Below are 15,886 nucleotides of genomic sequence, written 5' to 3'. Positions count from 1 at the left end.
GTCGGATTCAGCAACTAGGCAGGTAAATACCACTTGCTCCCCTTTCCAACCGGTTTAATGGCTATCCAGGGCGTATAGCCGTTGGGCGGAGGAGTATCAACAAATTCACTTAGGAAAAACATGAAACTTAGAGACTGGATAATACTCCTGATTTGTACCACAACCAACATTATCGTTTGCTCAATAGTGATCCTCAAGTTCGGGGTACTGTCATCAAACGATTTATCCGTTGCACTGAATCTCCTGGGCCCAGCCACTACGGTTGCTGCCATTGTGGTAGCCTACAGGGCATACCAGAACCAGGCAGATGCCAACAGGAGCAACATCAGCAAAACGACCTTGAACATGCTCTTGTCAGAAATGCAGGCTAATCGGAATGCACTCAACACAATTTCATACCCCAGTCGTAATGATAGGGACGTGCTCGAATATGGTGGAAAAGCAACTGCCAATTTCGCCAGAAACTTTTGGTTAAAGCCCGATCCAATTACAGAAGGCATGACACAAGATCAAATTGACGATTTCAGCGAACTGCCAGCTCAGTATTTGGCAAAAGAGGCCGTTTATCAGTTTGAGGGGCTACTGACAACAATCAGTACTGTTGAGTCTAATAGGAACTTACTGGAGTACAATGACCTCCACAAAGCGCAGCACGCCCTTAAGAATTTAGTACAAGACTATTTTCTCCAGTATAACCCTGTCTTCGAAACGCTCATACGAGCTGTCAAAGGTGGTAATCTACAGCAGAGGGATCTCAGGGGAAATATGTTTTATACGCTTGAACGCCTGGCCAGGCGTTACATGGAAATCCGTCAGGAATTAGTGAATCAGCGTTACGTAGTAAGGATAGGATTGAATCCAAGGAATTTAAGCGCTAATCTACAGGCCCAAGAGATTGCTAATGCTACACCTAATCTCATGAGGAGAATATCCGAACTAGACGAACTGCCCTACAAACTGAGTGACGAGTAACCTGCTGTTGCTGACGGCAGGCGTTTACGTTTACCCTAATTGTGAAATGTCTTCGTACTTACCGTCCATCGCGGCCGTTACAACTTCACTTTTTCTAGCGAAACCGACAATCGTAGAGTATCGAAAGTGCGTGGGTGCCGGTTCCAATACCACGTCGTCAATGTGAACCCACAAGGTGCTGTTATATATGGGCTTCCCTGGCTCTGTCTCCGTGGCCGGTGAATAACCGGTGATCTTCACTTTGGGCAGCCGGATACTGGTTGTCGTTACAATCAGCCCAGTTGCATCAAGCAGTTCCAGCCGAACGATCAGGTTAGACAGCTCCCGTCGTTTGCTCCATTCAAACCAGTAGCGGTTGATGAGCGATGCGCCTTCGTACTGCTTACTGGTTTTGAGGTGGGTGAGCGTCAGGCAGGGAGCAAGCATAGTAAGATGATAAAGTCAAGAAGGAAACTCAAACACTAAATTCTCCGAATTGTAGTATTCCTGATATTTCTTCACGATCTGACTTTGAGCATCAGTCCATGAAGTTGACCTTACAGTCTCATTGTCTGATTTGATTAATCGATGATCCTCATAGATTTTGAAGTACACGTCGCGATCTTCCATTTCTTCAACCGTTTTGTCTTTGGCAAAGTTAGTCTCTTTCTGAACGACAGACTACTTGCTCCCCTTTCCAATCATTTTGGCTGATAGCCTCTATATGCCGCTTAAGGTGACCTCCATGCGATCTTTCTCACTGCCCTGCCATCGATCACTAGTCACGACATTCTCTTCCCTGCGAACATCAAGGATTCTTTCTAAATGCTTAGGGTTCGTAACTACTTTGCCCCAGTCAGGGAGCAGTGCTCTGTAATCGCTTCGGAGTTTGATATGGTAACGATTTATTTTGGTGACAGAATTTCTTCCACCGAATCCTAATATGAACTTAATTTCATTGTCAGTAACTTCCTCTGACTCTAGAGTATTAGTATGGTAGGTGAATGTCTTTCGGGTAGGTAAATTATTGGTAATTAATGATGCTGCGTCAAGGATAATAACCTTTGCTCCTTCGGCTTCATACGTTCGCTCAGGATTTGTAGTAGTCTCAAACCTTCCTGGACTCGCCACTAATTGCACATAAACGTCAGTATCATTAATAGTCTGAGTCGTGTTAAATATTGTTACTTCAAGCTGAAGTGTAATTCTGTTAAAATATTCATTTTCATTATTGTACATCCTATAGGATGTGATTCTTAAATATCCCTCTAATTCCGGCCGTTTTACCTGTTTGAATAGAGCATCCAAGATGTAATGATCTGCTGGCTTCGATTGCCCATCTAACCGAATGTAATAGATGTGTTCAAACTGGTGAGGCTTTGTTACGCTCTCTAGTACGTCAATGAGGTATACATACTTGTTGATGTCCATTTCAATTATCTGGATCTGAACAGGAGCCACGAAGGGAGTTATCCGAGTAGAAATCTTGCTGATAAACTCATCTTTTGTATAGCGTTTCTCAACAGGTGACAAATCGCCTGTGAACACCTTCTGGCCATCAGCATTTTTCTTTCCAACAGGTGCCCCCCAAATCAACAAACCACCACTTGAATTGAGAAAGGCGCAGATTGTCCGTAGGACGCCATTCTCCTTATGTTTAATGTCACTCTCCCGTTGAGAAAAAGACTTAAATTCAAGCGTCAGTGATTCGTCATGTTCCTCAGAAAAGTACTCAGTTAGATCTTGAGCCGTAATTTGGTCAAGTGGTTTGCCGAAGTGGGCTTGCGCGTAAGAAATAGCCATATAGTTGTGATTTGCTGCATTCAAGTTGCATAGCTGACCATCAGCCACCTTTCTTGAGTGACGGTTTACTTATTCCCGCTTAATGTTTAGCCAAGGCGTGTAGCCTTTAGACGGGAAGGGCACCAGTGTACACCTTAATTTTTGAGCCCTTTTATGTAGTTAGTCATAGGGGCAGCTATGCGCTTTATAGCATCAAGAAGGCCGTTCATTGAATCCATAGACTGATGTCTTAAGTCAACTACGTTGTTCATGCGGCTCACATACATATCGTGACTGTAAATGGCCTCTTGAATCTGCATGGCCAAGACTCTATTTACATTTTCTGGGACAATTTCTTTCATCTGCTCAATAAATACCCATCTTGAATCTTTGAGCCACTTATCTTGCTCGGCTAGTGAGTTTAGTAGAGGGGGGACTAAAGGAATGGCTGTGTTGAGCTTTGTCAATATAATGTCTTCTGAAGGGTTTCTAGCCCTTACGTTAAGCGCTATCCGGTATTGTCTGGCAGCATCCATTAATTCGTCAAGGGCTTTCTTATAAATATCCTTGTCTGTAATCAACAAAGGAAATTCAGTCCGGTAGTGAGCAGTGGCCTTACTGAAAACCTCATCAAGATTGTTATACATCAAAAAGATATGGGGTACGTCCACGTTTTTCAATCGATTGACCGAAGACAAATAATAATCCTCCTGATTGACTTTATGGGCAATCGTGTTCAGAGTATGGGGCGAGTGCAAATACGAACTAGGGATTACAAAAGGGTTGCTGTTGACTGAGGCAATTAACTTATTCGTATCCGTGTTGTAAGATTCTATCAAGATGTAAGTGTCTTCCATTAAGAAGTTTAAATACTTCAACTTGTTATTTTCTGTTGCCTTTTGCTGATCACTATTCCTTTTTCTCTCTTGCCGGTCTGAAATGTATGTTACGAGCAAACCAGCGACAGCGCCTATCAAAGCGCTTTTTAAGTTTACATCAATTGACGCCCAGTAGCTTTGAATGAATTCGCAAATGTCTGTTATCATTACTTCAAGTAATTGGCGCCAGCATGTGAGGTGCAATATACTATCTGCTAATCCAATCCACACTGGGCCCGGGATAGGACACGGACTTCACTACGCCATACCTCCTCATAATACAGTCGCGCAATGGCTAAGTCGTCAAATGCCTGCTGTTCACGAGAGGACAGTGGCCGAGCCGACTCAATAACTTCGGGCTTCGTAAATGCCATTGCATTCTTGAGCCGCTCGTACATCAGGGATGGTTTATCAACGTATCCTTCCTCCAGATTACGGCTGTAGTTGGTCCGGTTGAGGTCGTTTACAATGCAACAATGTTCAACGAATAAGTCCCACCAGCATTGGACAGTCTCGCTGATCCATTCTTTGGTTTGACGCCTGAATACGTCAGGCATCTCCCTGCCTTCGTCCCAGTAGGATAACAGCGTTGTTTCCATGACCGCATATGTGTGGTCCATGTATTCGGTATCGGGCACTGGACTTGTCTGGGTAAGTTGCATGGCAAATCGATTAGTTAGGCTGGCCGTGTTGACTGATAATTCGTTTGTAGGTAGTGTATTCAAAGTTGCATAGGGCGTACCTGGCGCAATCCCCAAGGTGGCCATAGTTGTATTTGTTGCAATGCGCTTTGTCTAAACTGCCGTCGCTGGTGCGCATCATCCGCCGAATGTCGACTACAAGCCCTGGGCAGTGTTCGGCATCGATAGTGAACTTGTCGCCGTAGTGCTGAATGATGGCGTTACAGATAAAGCAGCTTGATTCGGTCGAGGGGTTCGACTGCGGCACCCCGTCGTAATTACACATCCGGGCTCCGAATTCATTCATGTAGCCGCGAATCAGGTTCCAGGCTGACATATTACCCACGGTGTAGGCCGACCGGGCGTTACCTGATGCATCTCCCGAGAAGTTGATCTGATTACGGCCGTAGCGAAGGGCTATTGTTCTACAGACTTCCTTAAGATCCATGTTCTTGATGTGAATCTCTTCAATGAACTGAATACCCTTATTCTGCTTCTGCATCACCACTACCGAATTGATGACGTTGAAGTCGTGGATGATGTAGACAGGTAACTTCGGGTCGTAGACACACTTACCCAGGTGTAGATTCGAGTCAAACCGGTGGAAGTACGGATTCTCCGGTCTGGGAACGCCCCATTTCCCTTTCGCATCAATTAGGTACCGGTCAGGATCAACCTTCTCTAGCCACTCAAAGAAGCTATGGGCTGAGGGTGGGCAGAATGGATTGTCATCGTAGTTGGCCAGCACTCTGTGAGACGGTATTGTCTTCTTATCGAAAAAGTCCTCGTAGATCCAGCTGTCGATGCTAATCGGGTTGAAGGTGAAGTGAAAACGAGGAGCCACGCCGTAGGGGTTACGCAGCGAACCGAACATATCAAAGAAGTCAGAACGTTTGATCTCGCCTTTTCGGGTGATGGGCTCCTCTACCCAGATGTCGGTCGGATCGGCAATCGACATGATCTTTTCGGGGTGGTCGAAACTGCCCGGAATAAGCCGGTTGCCAGTGTTGCGATTCACGATAACGTAGTCTGAATCACGTACCTCGAATTGCCTCTTGAGCCAAGGCTTTCGGTTGATTTTATCTTTGAAAAGCTGATACTGGCTGTTCTTGACGTCTTCCTTATTCTGGCGGGCGTAGATGCCCCGAAAATACGTTTTGCCGCAGGCCTTGGCCAGGTACTCGTCAGCCTTTGTATAACTCTTTGCCGAGAATCGAGACCCGTACCAGATCTGCACTGGTGCCGGGTGTAGCAGATGAGGAAGGAAAACATCGGGTACAACGAAAGAACCTTCCGGCGTGGGCAGGTCTTTGAAGAGGCTGGCGGGTAGAAACCTAATCGCCATCAGTAGAGACAGGTTGCTGACTTAGTTTCCATTTCTGGAAAGCAGTCACGTCATCAGCTGACCATACCTCGACATCCTCTCCCTTATTCAGATTGATATCGTATCCCTCACGCCATAATTGAGGCTGGCGGTTCTTCAGCCAATTAAGTGCAGCGCCTGGCTCGGGCGGTAGCTGCTTGACTACTATCTTTTTCTTATAAGCATCCTGAACAATCAGTTCGTCAGGCGTCATTTCAAGCGTCAGCTTGCTGTCTACCTTCTCGAAGGTCGTCTCGGTGTATTCATAGCCTTTAGCTCGCTTAAAGTAAGCGGCCGCTATCTCCGCATCGGCGACTGTTTTGCCGTTCTTGACTGCCTGAAAAAACTCTTCGTGTTCGACTTTCCAGTTGTAGATCGTGCGTTCATCAACCTCGAAGAATTCAGCCAGGTCCTTATCCGTGTGCCCCAGCAGGCACAGTTTGTGGGCTGTATCAGCGTACTCTTCTTTATACTTCGGCGGCCGACCACCCTCGTTGCCAGCCGCGAAGGAGTTCCCATGGGGAGCAGACATTGCGTTTACTGTTCATACTCATACGAAAGGGTTGGTACTGATTAATCAACTTGTATTTCACTTAACCTGATTAGTTTCAAAAGAATAGAAAAAAGCCTTAAGCGATTTTCTATTCCTCTTAAATACTCTTAAAGAGTATCTTAAGTATTCTTACACAAGAAAAAACAGCTATAAACCTCTGTATATCAATTTGTTACACAGAGTCTTTGCGCATTTAGGTCCATAAACTGCGCATTTAGGTCCATAAAACTTAGCTGTTTTGCGCATTTAGGTCCATAAACTGCGCATTTAGGTCCATAGTCTCTAAGAAGTATATTGCGCATTTAGGTCCATAAATATCGCATATTTTGCAGCCAATCTTACTTGTTTACCATTTCCGGTTTATCTTGAATACGTACTTCATTGTTCCATCTTTAGCTGGCGTCAACTCATAGTCAGTCAGCAGATTTATCGACTTTGCTACCTCTAAAGCTTTATCAACGTATTTCTTGATGTAAGCTCGGCCACGCTTTGGGTCTCGCATTTGCTCTTCGGCTAACTTCCAGTAGAGTTTCTCCTGGCCAATCTCAGCCTCATCATTCTTCAACTTGTTAGAACGGGCGTGTGCTAAGTACTCTATAAATTTCCAAACCGTTACAGGAACGTTGTGGCTACCACATGCTTGGTGAACCTGTCTAATGATATCGTCGGGAAACTCAATGTATTTAGATTCGATTTGATCGCGAAAAATAGGATTCAGAAAAATCTGAACCTCCGTCTTTTCCGATGTTAGAACATCTTCTTGATTATAAATTTTTCTTCGGGATGTCCATATTTCAATGAGTTGCTGGAAGCCTTCTATCTCATCGACAACTTTGCCTTTATTACCCTTCTGCTCCCTAGAGTACTTAATCAGAGCCTTCTTTTTAGGGTCATTCGCTAAGGGTAAAAGTAGATTGTACACAATATCAATATCTCTTCCTCCATTTACTTCCCCCCCATTGTACTCCTTAGTCAGTTCATACAGGGTGACAGTAATGGTAGCTGTCTTTCTATTACCCACCACACTAAGATTCCCATTGTACATCCCATTTAAAGGTGATTTATCATTTGGGTTCGTATCACCAATAAAATAGTCATCCGCATCTTTGTCCGTTGTCTGACTTTTCTGCTGTAACAGTTTCTGAATGCAGATAAGCAGTTTGTACTCTCCTTTGGTAAGCTTAATGCCTATACCTCGTTGATTTATCAAATCAACGGATACTCCGTAATTAACGATTGTAGATTGCGTTTCAGGCATGAGCGTATCAAAGAGTGATAATTGTCCGAACTTCTCCTCTGAGGTATACATAAGAGATTGTTCTGAAAAATGGGCTGAGCGCTTGAATCGCGGTGGAGCGGAGACAACAGGCAGTTCTTTCGATGTGACCGATGGGACGTCAACAATCGGAGGCACAGAAACCAGTGGCCGCTGCTTATCGACTGGTTTTTGCTTCGGTTGTTTTCTCATATTCCCAAATCGTAGTTTAATTGATCTCTCTTAAATTGTTGGTAGAAATTAATATCAAGAGTTACTTCAAAAGGATCCGGGAAGACAAAATATTTCTCTTGATCTGTTGCGCCAAGCCCACCCGCCCCAGTCTGATTATTGACTGGAATCATTCCTTCTTCTCTTGCCTTTCGCATCTGACGTTTACTATATTTTGGAAGAGTCGCCCTATCTTCCACTAAAGTGGCCAGAATATCTTCTATCATCTCAAAGTACGCAGCAGGCTTGAAATCCTGCTCCATCATGTACTCTTTAATTGCTTTATCCATAGCCTTAATTTTACTAATCACTGCTATAGTGTGCTTTTTCCAAATCTCAAGCATAGCTTCTAAGGAATGGTCCTCCTTGGGCGTGGGTTGCTTCTGCTGATTAATGAAGATACGTATTCTTTCGCGATCATCAGTTTGGCCAAGAGTAGCAAACAAAAGATGAGATTGACTGATAAGGAGCTCTTTCAACCTTTCTTTCTCTTCCATAGAAACGCTGTTAAGCAAGAGATTGAAAAGGTCTTCGGTTCTTTGGTATGACTCCCATAATAAGACGTATCCCGTCAAATTAGCGACAGCTTCACGGTAAGATATAGAAAATTGTTTGAGCAATAGAATAGCGTGTTTGGTGCGCTTATCCGCCTCTATCGCTTTATTATACAAATCCATTTCCTTGCCTTCTTGAAAAGATTGGGCAATATCTGCAACCTCTTCATTGGTAAGCAAACCTTTGCGACCCGCCTGAATTTCGGCGTAGTGATTAGTTATAAGCCTAATTCTTCGCTTAGCTGAACCCTGTCGAATTGTATTTGAAATGCCAACTGAGCTGATATCCATGTATTGTGTATGTTATAATGCTAATCTCGAATATTAGAAGGCGAACGTAGGCACAGACTGTCCGTGAATTTTCCCGGTATTACCATCGAAGGCCCAGTTATCCCACACGTTAGGCTTGCCTCCCCGAAACTTCAGAACCTTGGCAAAGATCGTGTCTGACTTATTCATTCCTTTGCCCTCAACCTCCTCGAGTTCGGCTTCTGAAATGCCAAACGGTTCGTATGCGTTGTTCCATAAGCCAATGATTAGATTAGCTGCACGTTCAATGTCTCCAGCTTCGCCAATCATAGTAGAGTGCATTTTCAGGTGATGAGTGACCTGTCGGTTAAATTGAGCACCTAAGACTATAGGCAGGCCGGTAGCTACGGCTACATCTTTGAGATTTAAGCAAATCGTTTTAAGTTCTTCCTGCCGAGAATACGTCTTGTATTTGTTGGTGGGTAGGTGTAATAACTGAGCATAATCAACCAAAATACTTCCTGTTTCGGGGTCCTTGGCTAAGTATTCACAGGCTTCACCGAGCGTATCTGCGTCGTAGTCAACGTAGTGAATATTGTAGCGACCGGTACTGATAAGCTCACGAAAGAACTGATCTTTTTTAGTTAGAAAGTGACTGCGGTGTTCCTCTTTAATGTAGGTAACCTGACTCGTACGAAAGTAATGCTCAATTGCTTTCAGGTTGTTGTGGCCAGCGCAGAGCGTTTGGTCAACGAAAGCATTTAGTGCTTTCATCAGCACCGCATCAGAATCTTCCTCGTAACTAAAGAAGTGGAATTTCTTTTTAGGATGTAGACAAGATAGGTCTAACCCAAAATTATTCAGCAGTGCGGTTTTTCCGTGCGAGGTGGGAGCTGCTAGTATAGTCAACGCTCCTGCAGGTAACTCAACTTTAATCTTTCCATCGTCGATTCGGAAGCTGGTTTCCAAATTTTCCGGCTTAGTCCTTTGTCGCTGAGCGATGGCCTCTTCAGTGGGTGGTATACATAGTACCTCAAAAGAAGTCTTCTTTGATTTTGCCCTTATGTCGGTGGTGCCTTCCGTTAGCACCTCCAGCGCCTGATCAACGCTACCTTTTTGATGAAGCTGGCCAGCTTTTTCAAGTAAACCTTTTACTTCCCTTTCCCGATCCGCCTGCTCCTGTCTGGATCGCAGCCGGTCGACGGCAGCCGTCAACGCAACTTCTGTTACGCCTACCTCAACAGCATAGGTCGTGGCACTTACCGTTTTGACGAATATAGACCGATCAATTGGCGACGCGATGGTGTCGGCTATAAAAACGATCTCCTCAAAAAAGTCGGATTCCTGTTTAACGGTTAGTGCACCATCGGAATTCTTCTGGCCAATCTGATGGTACTTTATAAGAAGCTGCCGTAGTTGATAGTCTTCGAGTTTTTCGGCGTTGGCAACAACCGACTTTGCCTCCTCCGATCCCTTTTCGATTATGAGTTGATCAATATCCTTAACTCCATCCGGAAACATGCCAATGAACAGCTTTATCTCAGGGTAGTTTTTGAACCGGACGAGCGCTCTTTGTAATCCATCCTGTCCCGCTTTATCATTGTCCAGCAAAAAGGTCAACCGTTTGGCGCCAGCCTTGATCGCCGTCTTTATTTGTTCATCCGTCAGACTGTTGCCGCCCAACGCAACAACATTGTCGATGCCAACCGCTGATGCGTGATAGGCGTCTAACTGACCTTCAACAACTACCAGATCCCTATCACCGCGTATGGCCCTCAGATTGAAAAGAATGTCCTGCTTTTCAAGGCCAGTTGAGTAAAGGTATTTTGGATCGATGTTGTGAATTGTCCGAAAAATCATACCTCGCATTCGCCCATTTGCGTCCCGGTACGGAATCGAAAGCGTATGGCTTTTGCCAATTCGCTCATCAGAAAGAATCAAGGCTAATTCCGTCTTTGGATAACCCTGGCTAAACAGGTGACTTTCCAACTCCCGAAGAGAAGGCATGTAGCCCAGTTCCATTTTAGGAACCTGCCGATCCTGACCGCTGCCGGGTAGCCGAAAGTAAACAGGATTGTATTTTCGTGTTTCAATCAGGTACTTCTGTAAGTCTTTTGCTCCCGAAGAATGAGCAATAGTACTATCCTTATCGCTCAAACAGTCAATGCAATAGTCGTTGATGATTTCCCACATCTTAGACCTGGTGTTGGCGCTTTCAACATTTGCCAATTCTTCTGGCGTCAGCGTGTTTTCTAAGACGACTCCTGCTATTTCAGCTAATTTAAGTAAGACCTGCTGTTGACTAAGCCCATCGCGCTCTTTGACATAGTCCCAGTAAGTAAGCCCACCTGACTGCCTATAATCCTTCAGGTACCCAACGCTTCTTTCGTAGGAATATACTTTGCCCTTTTTGCCGTCATCGCCATCGATCTTGCGTTCAGTGGTTGATTGCCAGCCATCCTTCACCCGCCTGAATCCAAATTCGGGAAAGGCATCATCGAGTTGATTGTACAGCGCAGGATAAATTACCTCCGTCAGTAACAGACTTGTCTTATTCATGTAGCTATAATTAATTCGGCCGAGCTGATTTGATTCGTTCTATCCCAAGTGCTTCCCATCGCTCAAAGAGTTCAGTGGCCTTTGCTACGGGAGCCCTGGGGTCGGTAATCAAGCGCTTGGCGTTCTCCCAACTGATAAGCCAGTCCTGCTCGTTAGCAAACCACTCACAACTTGACTGCACGGCTAAGTCGAAATCGTCATCTGTCCAGCTTGCTAACTGATTAAGCCGGTCGAGGTTGTCCTTATGCATCCCGGCAATGTTCTCCCGTTGAGTAGCGTCGAGATCAGGAGGATATAAACTGAACATAAGATAATGTGTTTAGTAAAATTTTAGTAAAAACTGTTGCTAATTAGCTGATTTACAGTATTTTACTAATCTTTTTCGCCTTGTTTAGCAACCTGCCGTTTGTAATTTCGTACCAGATTGGCAATCATTTCCCGCACTTTATTCGACATGCTGATTTCACTCTCGTCGCAAATGGCCTTAAAGTCCTCTTTCAGCTTATCGCTGAGGGTTATTTCTAAGCGGCTGTCTTTCATAGGGTTTATCTGCTATTTAGATGCGGAAGCAAGGTATAAAAAATAACTCTATACTTCCGTAACTTTACCGTAAAATATTTTTCCGTAAGAATTCCGTAACGTATCTTTACATTCGTTAGACGTGCGTTTAACGTATGTAATATAGCCCCGAAATGACGACAAAACCACTCACTAATCAGCAGGCTACCGAAATAGCCTTTGCCTTGCTTGGCATCGAACCAAACCTGAAATTGTACGATCCCAGAGAGTATGACCAGCGAATTGAAATCATCAATAACAAACCCATTGCTGGGGCTGCCCAGCTTGGTATACAAATTGACTTCCGGCTACTTAGCGAACCTCGGGGAAGCCGGCAGGAGCGCTGGACTACCTACCAGCTCTACATTGGGTATTATGAAACGCTGACCGGAATCAATCCCGGTGTAATTGCTCTGTTTCAGGTAAGTGTTGAAAAGGGAGAAGAGGTTATGCAGGTTGAGGTCATGGGTAACCTAAGTTTGGTCACTGATAAATTGCGCGCCTTTGATGTTTGGCCCAAATCAAATTACTAATCATTATGCTTACCCAAGACCAATGGATTGATATTCTGGGTTGCCTGCTTTCGGGAGCCACCGGGCTCCTGCTGGCTCTCAACAGAAACCTGCGCCGGGAGCGTCGGGATCTACGCCAGGCCTATAAGGACCTGCTGGAAACTGATGACTTTCGACGAAAACAGATTGTAGATGACCGCCAGCACTACGATCAGTTACATGATGAACAGCAGGACCACCTGCGGGAATGCTTCAAATTGATTCGTGATAATACCGCAACGATAGGCGAGTTGAGAGATCAACTGGAGGCAACCAAGAAAATTCATCTCAATTAGTACGGACAATGACCACACCCGAACTTACATCTCAGCAACTGCGACAATACGCCGGGGCGTTGAGGCCTGACAAGCGGTATAACCGATCACAGGCCATTGGCCGGATTGTGGCCGACTTTCGGCTAACCTGGAGTGCAGCGGCTGCGGCTTTGGATGCCTGTCTGCTTAGTGAGCACTGTTTTAAGGTGGGCAACTTTTATACGCGGGCCATTGATTAACGAATCGACATGGCAAAGAAATCAAACCAGTCGGTGCCGACTGCGGGAGCGCCGACCTATGTAGCTTACTACCGGGTATCAACGAAACGGCAGGGTGAATCCGGCCTGGGACTCGACGCCCAGAAAGCGGCCGTGGTTGGTTTCGTGAAAGGGAAGATTGTGGCTGAATTTACCGAGGTCGAATCGGGTAAGAACAACCAACGCGAGCAACTGGCGCTGGCCATCGAGCGGGCCAAAAAAGACGGGGCGATACTAATCATTGCCAAGCTTGATCGACTCAGCCGTAATGCTTCGTTTATCTTCGCGCTCCGGGATTCGGGGGTCAACTTTCAGTGCGTCGATATGCCCGACGCCAATACGCTTACGGTCGGCATCTTTGCCACGCTGGCCCAGCACGAACGCGAGCTCATCAGCGGCCGGACCAAAGCTGCTCTTCAGGTAAAACGGGCGCAGGGTATCCGCCTTGGATCGCCTCAGAACTTGACGGCCGACGCCCAAATCAAAGGCGTAGCGGGTAATGTGCGCAAGGCCCAGCTTAATGAGAATAATCGACGAGCCGCGTCGATGATCAGGATGATGCTCAAGGCGGGGCGGAACTACACCGAAATCGCGGGTGAGTTGAATCAGGCCGGATTCCGAACGGCCAGAGGATGTGAATTCCAGCCTACCCAAGTACTCCGACTGCACAGACGATTAGCTTCTCTTCCGTAATGGACCAATTTGCAATTTTTAAAGTACAGGTCTACGTTACCGTCGTCGTCGATATGCTCAAGGCCAGCGGCAAGATGCTGACCCAAATCGCCGAGCAGCTTAATCTAGCTGGCTTCAAGACACCACGCGGTCGGGAGTTTCACCTGATGCAGGTTCGGCGGTTGTATTTGAGACCTGCTTCGATAAAGCAAATTTTTAACTGATACCAACCTACATACGACTATTTCCAGCTTGTGACGACAAACGGGTTTAGAATCAGTTTAATAAGTTATAATTTTAACACCCTACTTCTTTTAATCCTGTCTTGCAGCGCAGACTCTACCAGCAAATGCCAAGGGCTAATCCTTCAAAAACTTTATTTCAAAAATTGTATGAAAGTATAATTGGTGTTTCAGCAACGTACCTTATATCTGGAAGTATACTAGATACTGCTTCTAACTCACAAAGTCTTATCAGCATAAGAGGCGCTATCATAGTGACTATTACATTATTAGTTACTTCAGGCTCGTTATCAATTTGGGCTAAAATCAAAGGAATAAAATGGATACATAACAATACGATAGTCTTATACATAGGGTTCCATCTTAAGAATTGGATGGCTTTTGCTGGAATTTTATTAGCAGTGTGGGCTGGGCCATTTATAAGTGCTTTTAAGGAAGATAAATCAGTTGTTTCACTACAAAAACCGTATACGTTAATTTGCGAGTTTCCAAAAATTTATAATCGGGATACACTTTATATATTAGTAACTCGCTTTGAAACAGATGTAAACAAAGTTGAAACAGAATGCTTTGGGAGAGCCCTAAGGGACAGAATAGATGAAAAGGCCACCCGATATAATATTCCAATTAAAATTTGTTATTCTGATTCATTATATCCGCGGACTCATTCTGAGGCAAGAGCATTTCAGAAGCAACATTATGCAGATTTAGTTTTATGGGGCGATATATCTAACATCGACAAAGATTGCTCATACGGCAATTTTTGTTTCTACAGTCAGCCATCCGATTCATTGATAAAAACAGTTGGGGGAAAAGTAGAAGTTGAAACAGATATAACAAAGTTTCAACCGGATGTAAACCCAGAAAAAATTAGAGAAGGGGAATTTGATATTGTGTTTAGTATCAAAGATTATAATTTTGACAAGTGGTTGTTATCCGTTTACAACGTAAAAATTGGCGTTCAAAATCCAGATCTTTACGTAATAGATAAAAGTTTAAAAGGAATAGATTTGGCTGAAGTATATTATTTGAGAGGTAACATATATTATCAGTTCAATAGATTTGATAAATCGTTTGACGATTATAATAATGCATTAGCTATTAACCCAAACTATGCTGATGCTTACAACAATCGGGGAGGTGTAAAAAAATTTTTAGGCGATAAGAGGGGCGCCCTCCAAGACTTTACTAAAGCTCTGACTATTAGTCCGAAAGTTGCTTGGGCTTATAATAATAGGGGAGTTGTTAAATCTGAGTTAGGAGATAAACGAGGCGCTCTTCAAGACTATAATAAAGCCCTATCTATCGATTCAAATAATGTTTTGTCTTATTACAATCGCGGTAATGTCAAATCTGCATTAGGCGACAAACAAGGTGCCCTCCATGATTACACTGAAGCTTTGACTATTAACCCAAACTATGCCGATGCCTACTCCAACCGGGGGATTGTCAAATCTGATTTAGGTGATAAACGGGGTGCCCTATTGGACTTTACAAAAGCCCTGATTATCAATCCAAGCCATGCTATCTCTCATTATGGTCGCGGTAAGGTCAAATTTGATTTAGGTGATAAAAAGGAGGCTATTCAAGATCTCACCAAAGCTCTGACTATTAACCCAAGCTATGCCAATGCTTACACTTTTCGGGGAAGTGTCAAAGAAGCCCTAGGTGAAAAGCGAGGCGCTCTTCAAGACTATAATAAAGCCCTATCTATCGATTCAAATAATGTTTTGTCTTATTACAATCGCGGTAATGTCAAATCTGCATTAGGCGACAAACAAGGTGCCCTCCATGATTACACTGAAGCTTTGACTATTAACCCAAACTATGCCGATGCCTACTCCAACCGGGGGATTGTCAAATCTGATTTAGGTGATAAACGGGGTGCCCTATTGGACTTTACAAAAGCCCTGATTATCAATCCAAGCCATATCTGGGCTTATAACAATAGAGGAATTGTCAAATCTGCGTTAGGTGACAAACAAGGGGCTTTCCAAGATTTTACCAAAGCTCTTATTATCAACCCAAATTTTGTTGATGCCTACTTAAATAGAGGGGTTGCCAAATCTGCGTTAGGCGATAAACAGGGTGCCATCCAAGACTTTAGTAAAGTGCTCACTATCAATCCAAATGATGCAGAGGCCTATTATAACCGTGGCAATGTAAAATTTGAGTTTGGTGATAGGCGGGGTGCCCTCGACGATTACAGTAAAGCAGTTCAAATTAATCCTTCTTTGGCCAGACGAATACCAATTATATAAATGATCGCGTGAGTA

General features: G+C 44.4%; 18 protein-coding genes. 7 read left to right on the top strand and 11 right to left on the bottom strand.

All coding sequences use genetic code 11. From position 1 onward, the window contains the following. Positions 1-120 precede the first annotated feature (120 nt). Positions 121-972, top strand: a complete 852-nt coding sequence (locus ACYVHB_RS31705) for a hypothetical protein (RefSeq protein WP_461056061.1) — start codon at positions 121-123, stop codon at positions 970-972. A gap of 30 nt (positions 973-1,002) precedes the next feature. On the opposite strand, the gene ACYVHB_RS31700 is transcribed toward ACYVHB_RS31705, so the two are convergent. From ACYVHB_RS31700 to ACYVHB_RS31650, 11 genes are all read right to left on the bottom strand, one after another. Next, the gene (locus ACYVHB_RS31700; protein WP_461056060.1) at positions 1,003-1,398 is read right to left on the bottom strand and encodes a hypothetical protein; all 396 of its coding nucleotides are present in this window, start codon (positions 1,396-1,398) and stop codon (positions 1,003-1,005) included. 273 nt (positions 1,399-1,671) lie between these two features. After that, positions 1,672-2,754: an AlbA family DNA-binding domain-containing protein gene (locus ACYVHB_RS31695; protein WP_461056059.1), complete on the bottom strand. Its 1,083-nt coding sequence runs from the start codon at positions 2,752-2,754 to the stop codon at positions 1,672-1,674. A gap of 134 nt (positions 2,755-2,888) precedes the next feature. Then, on the bottom strand, positions 2,889-3,779 hold the full coding sequence (locus tag ACYVHB_RS31690; protein ID WP_461056058.1) for a hypothetical protein: 891 nt from the start codon (positions 3,777-3,779) through the stop codon (positions 2,889-2,891). Positions 3,780-3,826: 47 nt separating this feature from the next. Continuing rightward, positions 3,827-4,273 (bottom strand): hypothetical protein, encoded by a 447-nt coding sequence (locus ACYVHB_RS31685; RefSeq protein ID WP_461056057.1) that lies wholly within the window; start codon positions 4,271-4,273, stop codon positions 3,827-3,829. 10 nt (positions 4,274-4,283) lie between these two features. Beyond that, entirely contained in the window at positions 4,284-5,636 is a 1,353-nt protein-coding gene (locus tag ACYVHB_RS31680) for a phage terminase large subunit (protein ID WP_461056056.1), read from the bottom strand. After that, the gene (locus ACYVHB_RS31675; protein WP_461056055.1) at positions 5,626-6,186 is read right to left on the bottom strand and encodes a terminase; all 561 of its coding nucleotides are present in this window, start codon (positions 6,184-6,186) and stop codon (positions 5,626-5,628) included. Before ACYVHB_RS31675 ends, ACYVHB_RS31680 begins: the two co-directional genes overlap by 11 nt. A 367-nt stretch (positions 6,187-6,553) precedes the next feature. Then, positions 6,554-7,675, bottom strand: coding sequence for a hypothetical protein (locus tag ACYVHB_RS31670; RefSeq protein WP_461056054.1), 1,122 nt, complete (start codon positions 7,673-7,675; stop codon positions 6,554-6,556). Then, complete coding sequence (locus ACYVHB_RS31665) at positions 7,672-8,538, bottom strand: hypothetical protein (RefSeq protein WP_461056053.1); 867 nt, start codon at positions 8,536-8,538, stop codon at positions 7,672-7,674. Before ACYVHB_RS31665 ends, ACYVHB_RS31670 begins: the two co-directional genes overlap by 4 nt. 33 nt (positions 8,539-8,571) lie before the next feature. Further along, positions 8,572-11,055 carry a DnaB-like helicase C-terminal domain-containing protein gene (locus tag ACYVHB_RS31660; protein WP_461056052.1) on the bottom strand — a complete coding sequence of 828 codons (2,484 nt, stop codon included), beginning with the start codon at positions 11,053-11,055 and terminating at the stop codon, positions 8,572-8,574. Between the two features lie 10 nt (positions 11,056-11,065). Further along, positions 11,066-11,362, bottom strand: a complete 297-nt coding sequence (locus ACYVHB_RS31655) for a hypothetical protein (protein WP_461056051.1) — start codon at positions 11,360-11,362, stop codon at positions 11,066-11,068. 65 nt (positions 11,363-11,427) lie between these two features. Then, positions 11,428-11,595, bottom strand: a complete 168-nt coding sequence (locus tag ACYVHB_RS31650) for a ribbon-helix-helix protein, CopG family (RefSeq protein ID WP_461056050.1) — start codon at positions 11,593-11,595, stop codon at positions 11,428-11,430. A 152-nt stretch (positions 11,596-11,747) separates the two neighbouring features. On the opposite strand from ACYVHB_RS31650, the gene ACYVHB_RS31645 reads away from it, so the two are divergent. From ACYVHB_RS31645 to ACYVHB_RS31620, 6 genes are all read left to right on the top strand, one after another. Next, the gene (locus ACYVHB_RS31645; RefSeq protein WP_461056049.1) at positions 11,748-12,146 is read left to right on the top strand and encodes a hypothetical protein; all 399 of its coding nucleotides are present in this window, start codon (positions 11,748-11,750) and stop codon (positions 12,144-12,146) included. Positions 12,147-12,151: 5 nt separating this feature from the next. Further along, positions 12,152-12,460, top strand: coding sequence for a hypothetical protein (locus ACYVHB_RS31640; RefSeq protein WP_461056048.1), 309 nt, complete (start codon positions 12,152-12,154; stop codon positions 12,458-12,460). Between the two features lie 8 nt (positions 12,461-12,468). After that, entirely contained in the window at positions 12,469-12,678 is a 210-nt protein-coding gene (locus ACYVHB_RS31635) for a hypothetical protein (protein ID WP_461056047.1), read from the top strand. 9 nt (positions 12,679-12,687) lie between these two features. Next, positions 12,688-13,389 carry a recombinase family protein gene (locus ACYVHB_RS31630; protein ID WP_461056046.1) on the top strand — a complete coding sequence of 234 codons (702 nt, stop codon included), beginning with the start codon at positions 12,688-12,690 and terminating at the stop codon, positions 13,387-13,389. Then, on the top strand, positions 13,389-13,592 hold the full coding sequence (locus ACYVHB_RS31625; RefSeq protein WP_461056045.1) for a hypothetical protein: 204 nt from the start codon (positions 13,389-13,391) through the stop codon (positions 13,590-13,592). Before ACYVHB_RS31630 ends, ACYVHB_RS31625 begins: the two co-directional genes overlap by 1 nt. Positions 13,593-13,717: 125 nt before the next feature. Next, on the top strand, positions 13,718-15,871 hold the full coding sequence (locus tag ACYVHB_RS31620) for a tetratricopeptide repeat protein (RefSeq protein WP_461056044.1): 2,154 nt from the start codon (positions 13,718-13,720) through the stop codon (positions 15,869-15,871). The last annotated feature ends 15 nt before the right edge of the window (positions 15,872-15,886 follow it).

This window comes from Spirosoma arcticum, from assembly GCF_054779955.1.
The sequence above is the reverse complement of the archived record's forward strand: the minus strand, read 5'-3'. Positions and strand labels throughout refer to the sequence as shown.

Excerpts from the sequence above, each read along its gene's own strand:
- ACYVHB_RS31705 (WP_461056061.1), top strand. The coding sequence starts at position 121 with ATGAAACTTAGAGACTGGATAATACTCCTGATTTGTACCACAACCAAC.
- ACYVHB_RS31700 (WP_461056060.1), bottom strand. The coding sequence starts at position 1,398 with ATGCTTGCTCCCTGCCTGACGCTCACCCACCTCAAAACCAGTAAGCAG.
- ACYVHB_RS31695 (WP_461056059.1), bottom strand. The coding sequence starts at position 2,754 with ATGGCTATTTCTTACGCGCAAGCCCACTTCGGCAAACCACTTGACCAA.
- ACYVHB_RS31690 (WP_461056058.1), bottom strand. The coding sequence starts at position 3,779 with ATGATAACAGACATTTGCGAATTCATTCAAAGCTACTGGGCGTCAATT.
- ACYVHB_RS31685 (WP_461056057.1), bottom strand. The coding sequence starts at position 4,273 with ATGCAACTTACCCAGACAAGTCCAGTGCCCGATACCGAATACATGGAC.
- ACYVHB_RS31680 (WP_461056056.1), bottom strand. The coding sequence starts at position 5,636 with ATGGCGATTAGGTTTCTACCCGCCAGCCTCTTCAAAGACCTGCCCACG.
- ACYVHB_RS31675 (WP_461056055.1), bottom strand. The coding sequence starts at position 6,186 with ATGTCTGCTCCCCATGGGAACTCCTTCGCGGCTGGCAACGAGGGTGGT.
- ACYVHB_RS31670 (WP_461056054.1), bottom strand. The coding sequence starts at position 7,675 with ATGAGAAAACAACCGAAGCAAAAACCAGTCGATAAGCAGCGGCCACTG.
- ACYVHB_RS31665 (WP_461056053.1), bottom strand. The coding sequence starts at position 8,538 with ATGGATATCAGCTCAGTTGGCATTTCAAATACAATTCGACAGGGTTCA.
- ACYVHB_RS31660 (WP_461056052.1), bottom strand. The coding sequence starts at position 11,055 with ATGAATAAGACAAGTCTGTTACTGACGGAGGTAATTTATCCTGCGCTG.
- ACYVHB_RS31655 (WP_461056051.1), bottom strand. The coding sequence starts at position 11,362 with ATGTTCAGTTTATATCCTCCTGATCTCGACGCTACTCAACGGGAGAAC.
- ACYVHB_RS31650 (WP_461056050.1), bottom strand. The coding sequence starts at position 11,595 with ATGAAAGACAGCCGCTTAGAAATAACCCTCAGCGATAAGCTGAAAGAG.
- ACYVHB_RS31645 (WP_461056049.1), top strand. The coding sequence starts at position 11,748 with ATGACGACAAAACCACTCACTAATCAGCAGGCTACCGAAATAGCCTTT.
- ACYVHB_RS31640 (WP_461056048.1), top strand. The coding sequence starts at position 12,152 with ATGCTTACCCAAGACCAATGGATTGATATTCTGGGTTGCCTGCTTTCG.
- ACYVHB_RS31635 (WP_461056047.1), top strand. The coding sequence starts at position 12,469 with ATGACCACACCCGAACTTACATCTCAGCAACTGCGACAATACGCCGGG.
- ACYVHB_RS31630 (WP_461056046.1), top strand. The coding sequence starts at position 12,688 with ATGGCAAAGAAATCAAACCAGTCGGTGCCGACTGCGGGAGCGCCGACC.
- ACYVHB_RS31625 (WP_461056045.1), top strand. The coding sequence starts at position 13,389 with ATGGACCAATTTGCAATTTTTAAAGTACAGGTCTACGTTACCGTCGTC.
- ACYVHB_RS31620 (WP_461056044.1), top strand. The coding sequence starts at position 13,718 with ATGCCAAGGGCTAATCCTTCAAAAACTTTATTTCAAAAATTGTATGAA.